This window comes from Streptomyces sp. DvalAA-14, assembly GCF_900091855.1.
GTDB lineage: Bacteria > Actinomycetota > Actinomycetes > Streptomycetales > Streptomycetaceae > Actinacidiphila.
The window spans coordinates 20,243-34,684 of sequence record NZ_FMCH01000184.1 but is presented as its reverse complement, the minus strand read 5'-3'; the positions used below and the strand labels follow the sequence as shown (position 1 = coordinate 34,684).

Here is a 14,442-nt window from a genome sequence, read left to right as displayed (position 1 = left end):
CCCGGGCGCGGGCCCGGGAACGCCGGGGGCACCCGGCGGCGGTGGCGGCGCGTACGCCGACGGCGGCTGATGCGGTGGCGGCTGACGGGTGTCCGTCACGGTGTATCCCCCCTCTTGAGGGCCGCTGAGGTTGGCCGAGCCAGAGGCACCTCCGGTCGACCCGGCCCCACCCGCGGCGCCCGTGGCTCCACTCACGGCTTACTCCTCCGGTTCACCGGCCGCGGGCACTTCGCCCTCGGCCGCAGTCTCGAGCTCTCCCTCGCCGGCCACCAGAGCCACCTCGGGATCATCCTCCGCCTCGGCGTTGCGCGCGATACCGACGACGGCGTCCCGCTTCCCGAGGTGGATCAGTTGAACGCCCATGGTGTCACGGCCCGTCTCCCTGACTTCATTGACCCGCGTACGGATCACGCCGCCGCTCAGGGTGATGGCGAGGATCTCGTCGCTCTCCTCCACCACCAGCGCCCCGACCAGCGAGCCGCGGTCCTCCACGATCTTCGCCGCCTTGATGCCGAGTCCGCCGCGGCCCTGGACGCGATATTCGTCGACCCGGGTCCGCTTGGCATAGCCGCCATCAGTGGCTGTGAAGACGAACGTACCGGGCCGCACCACATTCATGGAGAGGAGTTCGTCACCCTCGCGGAAACTCATGCCCTTGACACCCGAGGTCGCCCGGCCCATCGGCCGCAGCGCCTCGTCGGTGGCGGTGAAGCGGATGCACTGCGCCTTGCGGCTGACCAGCAGCAGGTCGTCGTCCGCCGACACCAGTTCGGCACCGATCAGCTCGTCCGATCCGACGATGCCGCTCTCGGCGCCCTCGGATTCGCGCAGGTTGATCGCGATCACGCCGCCGGCCCGCGGGGAGTCGTAGTCCTTCAGGGCGGTCTTCTTGACCAGGCCGGCCTTGGTGGCGAGCACCAGGTACGGCGCGGCCTCGTAGTCCTTGATGGCCAGGATCTGGGCGATCTTCTCGTCCGGCAGGAAGGCCAGCAGGTTGGCGACGTGCTGACCGCGCGCGTCCCGGCCCGCGTCGGGCAGCTCGTAGGCCTTGGCGCGGTAGACGCGGCCCTTGTTGGTGAAGAACAGCAGCCACTGGTGCGTGGTGGTCACGAAGAAGTGGTCGACGATGTCGTCCTGCTTCAGCTTGGTACCGCGCACGCCCTTGCCGCCACGCTTCTGCGACCGGTAGTCCTCGGTCTTGGTGCGCTTCACATAGCCGCCCCGCGTGATGGTGACGACGATGTCCTCCTCGGCGATCAGGTCCTCGATGGACATGTCACCGTCGAAGGGCACCAGCTTGCTGCGCCGCTCGTCGCCGAACTTGTCGACGATCGCCTGCAGCTCCTCGCTGATGATCTGCCGCTGCCGCTCCGGGGAGGCCAGGATCGCGTTGTACTCGTTGATCTTCGCCTGCAGCTCGTCGTGCTCGGCGACGATCTTCTGGCGCTCCAGGGCGGCCAGCCGGCGCAGCTGCATCTCCAGGATCGCGTTCGCCTGGATCTCGTCGATCTCCAGCAGGCCCATCAGGCCCTCACGCGCGGTCTCGACCGTGTCGCTGCGCCGGATCAGCGCGATGACCTCGTCGATCGCGTCGAGCGCCTTGAGCAGGCCGCGCAGGATGTGCGCGCGCTCCTCGGCCTTGCGCAGCCGGAAACGGGTGCGCCGGACGATGACCTCGATCTGGTGCGTCACCCAGTTGCGGATGAACGCGTCCAGCGACAAGGTGCGCGGCACCCCGTCGACCAGGGCCAGCATGTTGGCGCCGAAGTTGGTCTGCAGGTCGGTGTGCTTGAACAGGTTGTTCAGCACCACCTTGGCGACCGCGTCCCGCTTGAGCACGATCACCAGGCGCTGGCCGGTCCGCGACGAGGTCTCGTCGCGGACGTCGGCGATGCCGCCGATCCGGCCGTCCTTGACCAGGTCGGCGATCTTCTGCGCCAGATTGTCCGGGTTGGTCTGGTACGGCAGTTCGGTGACGACCAGGCACTGCCGGTTCTGGATCTCCTCGACCTCGACCACCGCGCGCATCGTGATGGAGCCGCGACCGGTGCGGTACGCCTCCTCGATGCCCTTGCGGCCGACGACCAGGGCGCCGGTCGGGAAGTCCGGGCCCTTGATCCGCTCGATCAGCGCGTCCAGCAGCTCCTCGGGCTCCGCGTCCGGGTTGGCCAGGAACCACTGGGCGCCGTCCGCGACCTCGCGCAGGTTGTGCGGCGGGATGTTGGTGGCCATACCGACCGCGATCCCGGCCGAACCGTTGATCAGCAGGTTCGGGAAGCGGGCCGGCAGGACGGTCGGCTCCTTGTTGCGGCCGTCGTAGTTGTCCGTGAAGTCGACGGTGTCCTCGTCGATGTCCCGGACCATCTCCATGGCCAGCGGCGCCATCTTGCACTCGGTGTACCGCATGGCGGCGGCCGGGTCGTTGCCCGGTGAGCCGAAGTTGCCGTTGGAGTCCACCAGCGGCATCCGCATCGACCACGGCTGCGCGAGACGGACCAGCGCGTCGTAGATCGAGGAGTCACCGTGCGGGTGGTAGGTGCCCATCACGTCGCCGACGACGCGCGCGCACTTGTAGAAGCCCTTCTCGGGGCGGTACCCGCCGTCGTACATCGCGTAGAGCACCCGGCGGTGCACCGGCTTGAGGCCGTCGCGCACGTCCGGCAGGGCGCGCGAGACGATGACGGACATCGCGTAGTCGAGATAGCTGCGCTGCATCTCGGTCTCGAGCCCGACGGGCTCGATGCGCAGCCCCCCGGATTCGTTGCGCTGGTCCATCTCGGACTCGGGGAGGTCGGGCGTGGGCGGAAGGTTGGAAGTCTCGTCGGCCATCGCTGTCAGATTGTCCTTTCACACGGCTCAGCTGGCGCAACGGCCAGAGCAGCCGAAGCGGCCACAGTCGGAGGCCGACTCAGATGTCCAGGAAGCGGACGTCCTTGGCATTGCGCTGGATGAAGGTGCGCCGTGCCTCCACGTCCTCGCCCATCAGCACCGAGAACAGATCGTCGGCCTGCGCCGCGTCGTCCAGGGTGACCTTGCCGAGCACGCGGTGATCGATGTCCATGGTGGTGATCCGCAGTTCCTCGGCGTTCATCTCGCCGAGGCCCTTGAAGCGCTGGATCGAGTCCTCGCGGATCCGCTTGCCGCTCTGCTTGCCGAGCTCGACCAGGGCGTCGCGCTCGCGGTCGGAGTAGGCGTACTCGAAGTCCTCGCGGCCCCACTTGACCTTGTACAGCGGCGGGCGGGACAGGTAGACGTGCCCGGCCTCGACCAGCGGTCGCATGAAGCGGAACAGGAACGTCAGCAGCAGGGTGTTGATGTGCTGGCCGTCGACATCGGCGTCCGCCATCAAGATGATCTTGTGATAGCGGAGCTTGGCGATGTCGAAGTCCTCGTGCACCCCGGTGCCGAAGGCGGAGATCAGCGCCTGGATCTCGGTGTTCTGCAGGATCTTGTCGATCCGCGCCTTCTCCACGTTCAGGATCTTGCCGCGGATCGGGAGGATCGCCTGGTACTGCGGATTGCGGCCCGATTTCGCCGAGCCGCCGGCCGAGTCGCCCTCGACGATGAAGATCTCGCACTTCGTCGGGTCGTTGGACTGGCAGTCGCTCAGCTTGCCCGGCAGCGAGGCCGACTCCAGCAGCCCCTTGCGGCGGGTCAGGTCCCGGGCCTTGCGGGCCGCGACCCGGGCGGTGGCCGCCTGGATCGACTTGCGGATGATGTCCGACGCCTCGTTGGGGTTGCGGTCCAGCCAGTCGGTCAGGTGCTCGTGCACGACCTTCTGCACGAAGGTCTTCGCCTCGGTGTTGCCGAGCTTGGTCTTCGTCTGGCCCTCGAACTGCGGCTCACCGAGCTTGACCGAGATGATCGCGGTCAGACCCTCGCGGATGTCCTCGCCGGTGAGGTTGTCGTCCTTTTCCCGCAGCAGCTTCTTGTCCCGCGCGTAGCGGTTGACCAGGCTGGTCAGCGCCGCGCGGAAGCCCTCTTCGTGGGTGCCGCCCTCATGGGTGTGGATGGTGTTGGCGAAGCTGTAGACACCCTCGCTGTACTGGGTGTTCCACTGCATCGCCACCTCGACCGAGAGCAGCCGCTCCTTGTCCTCCGCCTCGATGTCGATGACGGTGGGGTGGATCAGCTCGCCCTTGCGCGAGTTCAGGTACTTCACGAAGTCGACGATGCCGCCCTCGTACCGGTACTCCGCGTGGAGCGGCTTGCCGTCCTCGTCCACGTGGTCGGGGCGCTCGTCGGTCAGCGCGAGCCGCAGGTTCTTGTTGAGGAACGCCATCTCCTGGAAGCGCCGCGACAGCGTCTCGAAGGAGAAGTCCGTGGTCTCGAAGATGTCCGCGTCGGCCCAGAAGGTGACCGTGGTGCCCGTGTCGTCGGTCGCCTCGTTCTTGGCGAGCGGCGCGGTGGGCACCCCCAGCTTGTAGTCCTGCGTCCAGCGGTAGCCGTCCCGGCGGACCTCCACCGCGACCCGGCTGGACAGCGCGTTGACCACGGAGACGCCGACGCCGTGCAGGCCGCCGGACACCGCGTAGCCGCCGCCGCCGAACTTGCCGCCGGCGTGCAGCACCGTCAGCACGACCTCGATGGCCGGCTTCCCCTCCGAGGGGACGATGTCCACCGGGATACCGCGGCCGTTGTCCACCACGCGGACCCCGCCGTCGGGCAGGATCGTCACGTCGATGGAATCCGCGTGACCCGCCAGCGCCTCGTCGACCGAGTTGTCGACGACCTCGTACACGAGGTGGTGCAGACCCCGCTCACCGGTCGAGCCGATGTACATGCCGGGGCGCTTGCGCACCGCGTCGAGGCCCTCGAGCACAGTGATCTGGGCGGCGTTGTAGGACTTGTTGGACTTCTCGTTGGGGTTGCCGGAATCGGCCACGAAGCGCCCTTTCTGGCACAGCACGAGCCGTCTCCCGCGGGCGGGGGCGGCTGCGTCGTTCGACATGTTCCGCTGGGGTACCCCTGCCGGTCTGCCAGGGGAGGGCGGTCTGCTTAGCAGTCTACCGGTAGCGGCGACATGAATGGGGCTATGGCGGTACCTGAGTTCCCATGTACCGAGCGAACCCCTTGCCGCCCGACTCCCTACACGCGGCCCCAGGGCCGAAACCGCTCACACGGGCATCCAGGGCTTCCAGCTGTCAACCCCCGGCTACGCTGCGCAGGGGCACTCCTGTCCCGCCTGTCACCAGGGACGCTCACCCGTAGGTGTCACCGGGGCCGCGGCTGCCCGGCGCCCGCAGCCGGCCGTACGAACGCGGGGGCGCGGCAGGGCCCAGCACCTTGATCAGCTTCACCGTGCCGTGGCCGAGATCCGCGTTCAGCCGGGCCACCAAGGTGGGCGCCAGCAGCCGCAGCTGCGTGGCCCAGGCCGTTGAGTCGCAACTCACCGTGAGCACCGACTCGTCCTCGTCATAGCGCTCGGGCGCGCAGTGCAGCGCCACCTCCGGGCCGACGATCTGCGGCCAGCGGCCCATCACCCCGCCGACCGCGGCCGGCGCCTCCCAGCCGCGCTCGGTGATCAGCCGGCTGATCGCGGCGCCCAGCGGCAGCGGGTCCCGGCCGTCGGCGCGGGCGCCACTGCGCAGGCCCCCGCCCCGCCGGGACTGCTTCTTCTGCACGGCCGCGGCACCCCGGGCCCGGGCCTGCTCCTTCGCGGCCCGCAGCGCCACCCGCGCCAGGTCCACCCCGGCCGGCTCGGCGGTCCGGCCGCCCGGGGCAGCACCGCTCCCGGCCGCTTCGGCGGCCGGGACGCCGGACTCCTTGCGGGCGCCCGGGACGCCCAGCGATTCCTGCTCGCTCACAGCCGCTCCACCGTCCCGTTCTCCACCGAGAACCGCGTCCCCACCAGCACGCCCGGCACATCGTCGTCCACCGCGGCCGTCACCAGCACCTGCTCGCCCGGCGCGACCAGCTCGGCCAGCCGCACCCGGCGCCGCTCGTCCAGCTCGGCGAACACGTCGTCCAGCACCAGCACCGGCTCACCGCCGTCGGCCCGCAGCAGCTCGTACGACGCGAGCCGCAGCGCCAGCGCATACGACCACGACTCGCCATGGCTGGCATAGCCCTTCGCCGGCATCGGGCCCAGCTTCAGCACCAGATCGTCACGGTGCGGACCCACCAGCGTCACACCCCGCTCGATCTCCTGGCGGCGGCTGTCGGCCAGGGCCTGCATCAGCCGGCCGAACAGATCCTCCCGGGCGGTCGCCCCCGCCGTTCCAGCCGTCCCGCCCGGGCCGCCGACCGTGCCGCCCGCCGGAAAGCCGTCGCGCTCGCCCCGCTCGTCGCCGATCGAACCGCGGTACTCCAGGCCGACCGGTCCGCCGCCGGGGGCGAGCTGCTCGTAGGCCTTGTCGGTCAGCGGCTGCAGGGCCGCGACCAGGTCCAGCCGCTGGGCCAACAGCTCCGCACCGACCCGGGCCAGGTGCTGGTCCCAGACGTCGAGGGTGGACAGGTCGGCGCCCTTGCCGCCGTGCCGGCGGGCCATCGCGGCGGTCTTCAGCAGGGTGTTGCGCTGCTTGAGCACCCGCTCGTAGTCGCTGCGCACCCCGGCCAGCCGGGGCGTGCGAGCGGTGATCAGCTCGTCCAGGAAGCGGCGGCGCTCACCCGGGTCGCCCTTGACCAGGGCCAGGTCCTCGGGGGCGAACAGCACGCTGCGGACAATGCCCAGCACATCCCGCGGCCGGACCTGGGAGGACCGGTTGATCCGGGCCCGGTTGGCCCGGCCCGGATTGATCTCCAGCTCGACCAGCTGCTGCCGGTCGCCCTGCACCACCTGGGCCCGTACCACCGCGCGGTCCGCGCCGACCCGGACCAGGGGGGCGTCGGAGGCGACCCGGTGGCTGGCCAGGGCGGCCAGATAGCCGATCGCCTCGACCAGATTGGTCTTGCCCTGGCCGTTGGGACCCACGAAAGCGGTCACGCCCGGGTCGAGAGGGACCTCGGCCCGGGCGTAGGAGCGGAAGTCGGCGAGCGACAAGTGCGCTACGTGCATCGCGTGCTGTGGCGCTGGGCGCGCCGACCTCCCTGCTCTGACGTGCGGTACGGCGGTCCGGGGCCTACTCGGCCGCGGTGACCGCGTGGCCGCCGAACTCGTTGCGGAGCGCGGCGACCATCTTCATCTGCGGCGAGTCGTCCTGGCGGGACGAGAAGCGGGCGAAGAGCGAGGCGGTGATCGCCGGCAGCGGCACCGCGTTGTCGATCGCGGCCTCCACCGTCCAGCGGCCCTCACCGGAGTCGTCCGCGTAGCCGCGCAGATCGCCCAGGTGCTCGTCCTTGTCGAGCGCGTCCACCGCGAGGTCCAGCAGCCAGGAGCGGATGACCGTGCCGGACTTCCAGGACCGGAAGACCTCGCGGACGTCGGTGACCGACTTGACCGCCTCCAGCAGCTCCCAGCCCTCGGCGTACGCCTGCATCATCGCGTACTCGATGCCGTTGTGGACCATCTTGGCGAAGTGGCCGGCGCCGACGCTGCCGGCGTGCACCGCGCCGGAGTCGCCCTCGGGCTTGAGGGCGTCGAAGATCGGCTGGGCCTTGGCGACGTCCTCGTCGGTGCCGCCGTACATCAGCGCGTAGCCGTTGGCCAGGCCCCAGACGCCGCCGGAGACGCCGCAGTCGACGAAGCCGATGCCCTTGCCGGCCAGCTGCTTGGCGTGCTTCTCGTCGTCCGTCCAGCGGGAATTGCCGCCGTCGATCACCAGGTCGCCGGGGGAGAGCAGCTCACCCAGCTCGTCGAGCGTCGACTGGGTGGCGGCGCCGGCCGGGACCATCACCCAGACCACGCGCGGGCCGTGCAGCGAGTCCACCAGCTCCTTGAGGCTGTGGACATCGGCAAGATCGGGGTTCCTGTCGAACCCGATGACGGTGTGGCCGGCGCGGCGGATGCGCTCGCGCATATTGCCGCCCATCTTGCCGAGACCGATGAGACCGAGCTCCATCACTGATCCTTCGTTTCGAGGCGTTCGACGCGTGTCCGAGCGATGCCTGACCCGCAGGTGTCCGACGGGATCCGACGGTGCCTGACGTGAGGCTGAGCCTACGTCGGCTCCGCTTCGCCGGCTCAGCCGGACAGGCGGACCGGCATGATCAGGTACTTGTACGCGTCGTCCGCCTCGACATCGGCCGCGGGGCGACCGCTGAGCAGCGCGGGCTTGGTGGAGGTGGTGAAGGACAGCTGGGCCACCGGCGAGTCGATCGCGCTCAGCCCGTCCAGCAGGAAGGTCGGGTTGAAGGCGATCGAGATGTCGTCGCCCTCCAGCTTGGCGTCGACCCTTTCCACAGCCTGTGCGTCGTCGCTGGAGCCGGCCTCCAAGGTCAGCACGCCCTGCTCGAAACTCAGCCGCACCGGGGTGTTCCGCTCGGCGACCAGCGAGACGCGCTTGACCGCCTCGACGAAGGGCGCGGTGTCGATCACGGCGATCGAGGCGAACTCGGTCGGGAACAGCGTGCGGTACTTCGGCAGGTCGCCCTCGAGCAGCCGGGTGGTGGTGCGCCGGCCGGCGCCCTCGAACCCGATCAGGCCCTCACCGGCGCCGGAGCCGGCCAGCGCGATGGAGACGGTGTCGCCGCTGGTCAGCGACTTGGCGGTGTCCAGCAAGGTCTTGGCGGGCACCAGGGCGACCGCGGAGATGTCGGCCTGCTCCGGCTTCCACAGGAATTCGCGGACCGCGAAGCGGTAGCGGTCGGTGGCGGCCAGCGTCACCGTGTCGCCCTCGATCTCGATCCGCACACCGGTGAGCACCGGCAGGGTGTCGTCCCGGCCGGCCGCGATGGCCACCTGGGCCGCGGCGGCGGCGAACACCTCACCGGGGACGGTGCCCGAGGCGACCGGCATCGCGGGCAGCGCCGGGTACTCCTCCACCGGCAGGGTGTGCAGGGTGAACCGCGAGCTGCCGCAGACGACGGTGACCCGGACACCGTCGGTGGAGATCTCGACCGGGCGGTTGGGCAGGGCGCGCGAGATGTCGGCGAGCAGCCGGCCGGAGACCAGGACGGTGCCCTCCTCGTCGATCTCGGCCTCCACCGAGACGCGGGCGGAGACCTCGTAGTCGAAGCCGGACAGGCTGAGCCTGCCCTCCTCGGCCTTCAGCAGCAGCCCGGCCAGGACGGGCACCGGGGGGCGGGCCGGGAGGCTGCGGGCTGCCCAAGCCACCGCCTCGGCAAGTACGTCGCGCTCCACCCGGATCTTCACCGGAACCGCCTCCTGCTCGTTGCTGGCTGTCGGAGAACAGTCTGACCTACCGGACTGACAGCCGGTGCGGGTTGGCGTCAAGCCGCGACACAGCGGAGGGGCGGCGCCGGGCCGAGTTGTGCACAGACCCTGCTTCGAAGCAGTTTCCCCGGTATCTACGTGTAGTCGTAGTAGTAGGGGTTGTGGATACCGTGGATAACCGGTTCCGGTGCAGGTCAGGCCGGGTTTTTTATCCACCGGGCCTGTGGAGGGAGCCGGTGGACAAACAGGCCCTGCTGTGGACGGCCGGAAGTTGTGCACACCCGCTCCACAGGGGACCCCGGGTTCTCCCCAGCGCCGTCCCCAGAAATACCCAGGTTCTCCCCAGGCCAACCCACCCCCTTGGTGTGACGCCTTTCACTCTTCCGTGGGACAGAGCGCATTTCCTTGCCGAACAGTGGACAAAGGTGTGGAGAAGTGGCTCCGAGCTGTGCACAACAGGGGCCATCCTGTGGGCGGGCGGTGGACAACTCCGAACGACCCCCTGGGGACGTCCACCCCGTCCACAGCCTGTGGACATCGGTTGCCCACATATCCCCAGCCCGCTGAGCTGGCCCGATGGCTTCGGGCGGGCGTGGCCTGTGGAGGCTTTCGGGACAACTCTGCTGTCCCCAGGGTGTGGACACCGAGATCGTGCCAAATCTGTGGAGAACTCGCTGCCGGCGACCTGGAATCGAACAGCGGCTACTCGAAAAGGTGAACAACAAGCAGCGCCCCGGGAGTTGATCCCGAGGCGCTGAGTGGCGCTGAGTGGCGCTGAGTGGCGCTGAGAGGTGCGGAGAGGTGCGGAGAGGTGCGGAGAGGCCGGCGGGCCCTTGCGGAGGGCCGGCCTGAGCGCAGCTGCGGGAGCGGCCCGCCGCCGGCGTCAGCTCTTGATGCGGTTGGTCAGCTCGGTCACCTGGTTGTAGATGGACCGCCGCTCGGCCATCAGCGAGCGGATCTTGCGGTCCGCGTGCATCACCGTGGTGTGGTCGCGCCCGCCGAACAGCGCGCCGATCTTCGGCAGCGACAGATCCGTCAGCTCGCGGCACAGGTACATGGCGATCTGCCGCGCGGTGACCAGCACCCGGCTGCGCGAGGAGCCGGACAGGTCGTCCACCGCCAGCCCGAAGTACGCGGCGGTCTCGGCCATGATGGCGGTGCCGCTGATCTCCGGTACCGAGTCGTCGCCGCCCGGGATCAGGTCCTTCAGCACGATCTCGGTGAGCTGCAGGTCGACCGGCTGGCGGTTGAGGCTGGCGAAGGCCGTGACGCGGATCAGCGCGCCCTCCAGCTCGCGGATGTTGCGGGAGATCCGGGAGGCGATGAACTCCAGCACCTCGGGCGGCGCGTTCAGCTGCTCCTGCACCGCCTTCTTGCGCAGGATCGCGATCCGGGTCTCCAGCTCGGGCGGCTGGACGTCGGTGATCAGGCCCCACTCGAAGCGGTTGCGCAGCCGGTCCTCCAGGGTGACCAGCTGCTTGGGCGGCCGGTCGGAGGACAGCACGATCTGCTTGTTCGCGTTGTGCAGCGTGTTGAAGGTGTGGAAGAACTCCTCCTGCGTCGACTCCTTCTGCGCCAGGAACTGGATGTCGTCGACCAGCAGGATGTCCATGTCCCGGTACCGCTTGCGGAACGCGTCCGCCTTGCCGTCCCGGATGGAGTTGATGAACTCGTTGGTGAACTCCTCGGAGCTGACGTACCTGACCCGGGTGCCGGGGTACAGGCTGCGCGCGTAGTGCCCGATCGCGTGCAGCAGGTGCGTCTTGCCGAGGCCGGACTCGCCGTAGATGAAGAGCGGGTTGTACGCCTTGGCCGGGGCCTCGGCCACCGCGACCGCGGCGGCGTGCGCGAAGCGGTTCGAGGCGCCGATGACGAAGGTGTCGAAGAGGTACTTCGGGTTCAGCCGCGCGGTCGGCTCGACGGCGCCGCCCGAGGAGCCGGAGCCGCCGCCCGGGGCGCCGTGGCGCCCGTGCGAGCCGGACGGTCCGCCGGGGCGGTCCTCGGAGCGGGGGGCCTGCGGCCCCTGGCCCTGCTGCTGGTAGCCGCCGGGCGCCGGCGGGTAGGGCTGGTGGCTCTGATGGCCCGGGTGGCCCTGGTGGCCCTGGTGGGGCACGGTCGGGTAGCCGTCGTGGGTCTCGGACCGGTAGCGCTGCTCGCGGGGCGGCTCGTAGGAACCGGGCTGCCCGTCGTAGGGGTCGCGCCTGCCGTCGTACGGCTCGCGCTGGCCGCCGTAGGCGTCGGGGTCGCGGTCCTGGAAGCCGCCGGGCGCCGGGGCTCCCCAGGTACCGAGCCCCGGCTGCTGCCAGTCCCGGTGCTCGGGGTAGGCCGGCCGCATCCGGGGGCCCTGGTCGTAGGGGTCCTGGCCGCCGGCCGGGGCCTGCGGCTCGGGGCGCTCCTGCGGCGGGGGCGGCTGCTCCTGGTCGCCGCCGGAGGCCACCGCGATGGCGATGCCGACGGAGTGACCGAACTCACGGCTGAGCACCTCGGTGATCAGCGGCAGCAGCCGCCCCTCCAGGACGCTCTTGGCGAACTCGTTGGGCGCGGAGAGGACCGCGGTGCCGGCCACCAGGGCCAGCGGCTGGGTGCGCTTGAGCCACTCGGCGTCCTTGGGCTTCAGGTCCTCGCTGTCCGCCAGCAGTTTCTGCAGTACCCGCGGCCACACTGCGGCAAGATCGGCACTCACGTCGGCCACAGTGCACGCTCTCTCGGTGTCTGGTAGTGCTGAGAACTCCCGCGAAAGTGTGATCGTCGGGACGGGCGGGAAGTGATCGAGGTTCGGTACCAGGTGGGTACAGAGTCCAGTCCCGTGGTTCCGTCACGGTAGTCAGGGCGCACTGCGCGGTTCAAGTCGTTGTCCACAGGCTGTGTACAAATGACGGGGTGCCACCGCCGGGTTTGACCGGATGGCCTAGCCGCACGTACCGTATCGAGGTCGAGTTGTCGATGGCTGCTGCCGCCTGCCTACCGATGGGCGAAGATCTTCCGGATACGTATCGGAAGGTCGTTGGAGCGGTACACCCGACTGGTCCGCGAGTTTTTCGTGGGCGAACGGTGACAGCCAGGCGACTCCCCGTCGGACCCACGAATCTCCCTGGAGCCCCCGAGTGAGCAAGCGCACCTTCCAGCCGAACAACCGCCGTCGTGCGAAGACCCACGGCTTCCGTCTGCGTATGCGCACCCGCGCCGGCCGCGCGATCCTCGCGACCCGCCGCAGCAAGGGCCGCGCCCGGCTGTCTGCCTGATTCGTCACAGGTCCCATGCCGTGCTTCCCACCGAGAATCGGCTGAGACGCCGGCAGGACTTCGCAGAAGCGGTTCGCCGCGGACGCCGAGCGGGTCGACCGCTGCTGGTGGTCCACCTGCGTCGCGACACCACGGACCCGCACGTACCTGGGGAGAGGACTCCCCCGGCACGTGCGGGTTTCGTCGTGAGCAAAGCCGTCGGCGGCTCGGTGGAACGCAACCTGGTCAAGCGCCGACTGCGTCATCTTGTCCGCGAACGTCTGCTTCTGCTGCCCCCCGGTAGCCTGGTTGTAGTACGCGCACTGCCCGGAGCCGGCAGTGCGGACCATGCACAGCTGGCCCTCGATCTGGACGCCGCACTGTCGCGGCTGCTGGATCGTGACACCCATGGCGAGGCCGAGGGGAGGGTGGCTCGATGAAATATCCGCTACTGGCACTGATCAAGTTGTATCAGTGGACGATCAGTCCGCTGCTGGGACCGGTGTGCCGGTATTACCCCTCCTGCTCCCACTACGGGTACACCGCCATCGACCGGCATGGCGCGATCAAGGGCACCGCCCTGACCGCGTGGCGCATCCTGCGGTGCAATCCCTGGTCGCCAGGTGGTGTGGACCATGTCCCGCCGCGTAAACGACCGCCATGGCACGATCGGCTGCGCCGCTACCTGCGGGGCGGCTCCGACGGGCCCGTCACCCCCGAGCCCACCGGACCCTCTCACGCCCAAGGAGCCTGACTGTGGGGATCCTGAACCCCCTCTATGACGCCGTCTCGTGGATCATCGTCCAATTCCACGCTTTCTACGGCTTGATCTTCGCCCCGAACAGCGGTTGGGCGTGGGGTCTGTCCATCGTCTCGCTGGTGGTGCTGATCCGCACGGCCCTGATCCCGCTGTTCGTCAAGCAGATCAAGTCCACGCGGAACATGCAGGTGCTCCAGCCGAAGATGAAGGCGATCCAGGAGCGCTACAAGAACGACCGGCAGAAGCAGTCGGAAGAGATGATGAAGCTGTACAAGGAGACGGGCACCAACCCGCTCTCCTCGTGCCTGCCGATCCTCGTCCAGTCGCCGTTCTTCTTCGCCCTCTACCACGTGCTCAGCAACGTGGCGAAGGGCAATCAGGTCGGCGTCATCCACGAGAACCTGGTGCGGAGCGCGCAGAGCGCCCACATCTTCGGCGCTCCGCTGCCGGCCAAGTTCCTGGACAGCGCCACGACGCTGGCCCACCTGGGCACCACGCAGACCGAGGTGCGCATCGTCACGATCATCATGATCGTGCTGATGTCGTTCTCGCAGTTCTACACGCAGCGCCAGCTGATGACGAAGAACGTGGACATGTCGGTGAACACGCCGTTCATGCAGCAGCAGAAGATGCTGATGTACGTGTTCCCGCTGATCTTCGCCGTCTTCGGCATCATCGCCCCCGTCGGTGTGCTGCTGTACTGGCTGACCACCAACGTCTGGACGATGGCGCAGCAGCTGGTCGTCATCCGGCGCAATCCCACGCCGGGCAGCCTCGCCTTCAAGCAGCGCCAGGAGCGGCTGCGGGCCAAGGGCAAGCTCGTGGAGCCGCCGGAGGAGATCAAGGCCAAGGAGGCCGTCGAGGCGGCGCGTGCCAACCGCACCCAGCCCAAGCGCCAGTCCAAGTCCCAGCGCACCGGGGGTCCCGGCGGCGGTGGCACGGCCGGCGGTGGCAGCGGCACCGGTGCGGCCGGCAGCGGTACGGCGGCCGGCAGCTCGGACGGTGCGGACAGCGCGGACAGCGCGGGCCCGGCCGGCGGTCCCACCCGGGCGAAGGGCGCCGCGGCCCCCAAGACCTCGGGCGGGCCGAAGCCGGCCGGCGGTGCGAACGGCGCCAACGGCGCGAAGCCGGGTGCGCCCCGGGCGGGTGCGCCCCGGGCCGGTTCCGGCAAGGGCGGCAGTCCCCGGGCAGGCGGACCCAAGTCCAAGCCGAGCAACGCGTCGAAGAAGAAGTAAGAGGAAGTAAGA

11 protein-coding genes are annotated in these 14,442 nt (G+C 69.4%); 4 read left to right on the top strand and 7 right to left on the bottom strand.

Annotated elements, in window-relative coordinates:
* Window positions 1-198 precede the first annotated feature (198 nt).
* The 7 genes from gyrA to dnaA all read right to left on the bottom strand — a co-directional run bounded on the left by gyrA (window position 199) and on the right by dnaA (window position 11,906).
* Window positions 199-2,829, bottom strand: coding sequence for a DNA gyrase subunit A (gene gyrA, locus GA0115240_RS09085; protein WP_093736144.1), 2,631 nt, complete (start codon window positions 2,827-2,829; stop codon window positions 199-201).
* A gap of 79 nt (window positions 2,830-2,908) precedes the next feature.
* A complete protein-coding gene (gyrB, locus tag GA0115240_RS09080; RefSeq protein ID WP_093736143.1) occupies window positions 2,909-4,909 on the bottom strand; it encodes a DNA topoisomerase (ATP-hydrolyzing) subunit B in 2,001 nt (666 codons plus the stop codon).
* 292 nt (window positions 4,910-5,201) lie between these two features.
* On the bottom strand, window positions 5,202-5,690 hold the full coding sequence (locus GA0115240_RS09075; protein ID WP_256069626.1) for a DUF721 domain-containing protein: 489 nt from the start codon (window positions 5,688-5,690) through the stop codon (window positions 5,202-5,204).
* Window positions 5,691-5,803: 113 nt separating this feature from the next.
* The gene (gene recF / locus GA0115240_RS09070) at window positions 5,804-6,997 is read right to left on the bottom strand and encodes a DNA replication/repair protein RecF (protein WP_093736142.1); all 1,194 of its coding nucleotides are present in this window, start codon (window positions 6,995-6,997) and stop codon (window positions 5,804-5,806) included.
* Window positions 6,998-7,061: 64 nt separating this feature from the next.
* Window positions 7,062-7,940, bottom strand: a complete 879-nt coding sequence (gene gnd, locus GA0115240_RS09065) for a phosphogluconate dehydrogenase (NAD(+)-dependent, decarboxylating) (RefSeq protein WP_093736141.1) — start codon at window positions 7,938-7,940, stop codon at window positions 7,062-7,064.
* A gap of 122 nt (window positions 7,941-8,062) precedes the next feature.
* Window positions 8,063-9,193: a DNA polymerase III subunit beta gene (gene dnaN, locus GA0115240_RS09060; RefSeq protein WP_093736140.1), complete on the bottom strand. Its 1,131-nt coding sequence runs from the start codon at window positions 9,191-9,193 to the stop codon at window positions 8,063-8,065.
* Window positions 9,194-10,097: 904 nt separating this feature from the next.
* The gene (gene dnaA / locus GA0115240_RS09050) at window positions 10,098-11,906 is read right to left on the bottom strand and encodes a chromosomal replication initiator protein DnaA (RefSeq protein WP_093736139.1); all 1,809 of its coding nucleotides are present in this window, start codon (window positions 11,904-11,906) and stop codon (window positions 10,098-10,100) included.
* Between the two features lie 412 nt (window positions 11,907-12,318).
* On the opposite strand from dnaA, the gene rpmH reads away from it, so the two are divergent.
* From rpmH to yidC, 4 genes are read left to right on the top strand one after another with little or no spacing between them, the layout of a single operon-like run.
* A complete protein-coding gene (gene rpmH / locus GA0115240_RS09045; protein ID WP_003975051.1) occupies window positions 12,319-12,456 on the top strand; it encodes a 50S ribosomal protein L34 in 138 nt (45 codons plus the stop codon).
* 20 nt (window positions 12,457-12,476) lie between these two features.
* Window positions 12,477-12,875 (top strand): ribonuclease P protein component, encoded by a 399-nt coding sequence (gene rnpA, locus GA0115240_RS09040; RefSeq protein ID WP_093736138.1) that lies wholly within the window; start codon window positions 12,477-12,479, stop codon window positions 12,873-12,875.
* Complete coding sequence (gene yidD / locus GA0115240_RS09035) at window positions 12,872-13,189, top strand: membrane protein insertion efficiency factor YidD (protein WP_075016398.1); 318 nt, start codon at window positions 12,872-12,874, stop codon at window positions 13,187-13,189. Before rnpA ends, yidD begins: the two co-directional genes overlap by 4 nt.
* A gap of 2 nt (window positions 13,190-13,191) precedes the next feature.
* Window positions 13,192-14,430 (top strand): membrane protein insertase YidC, encoded by a 1,239-nt coding sequence (yidC, locus tag GA0115240_RS09030; RefSeq protein WP_256069623.1) that lies wholly within the window; start codon window positions 13,192-13,194, stop codon window positions 14,428-14,430.
* The last annotated feature ends 12 nt before the right edge of the window (window positions 14,431-14,442 follow it).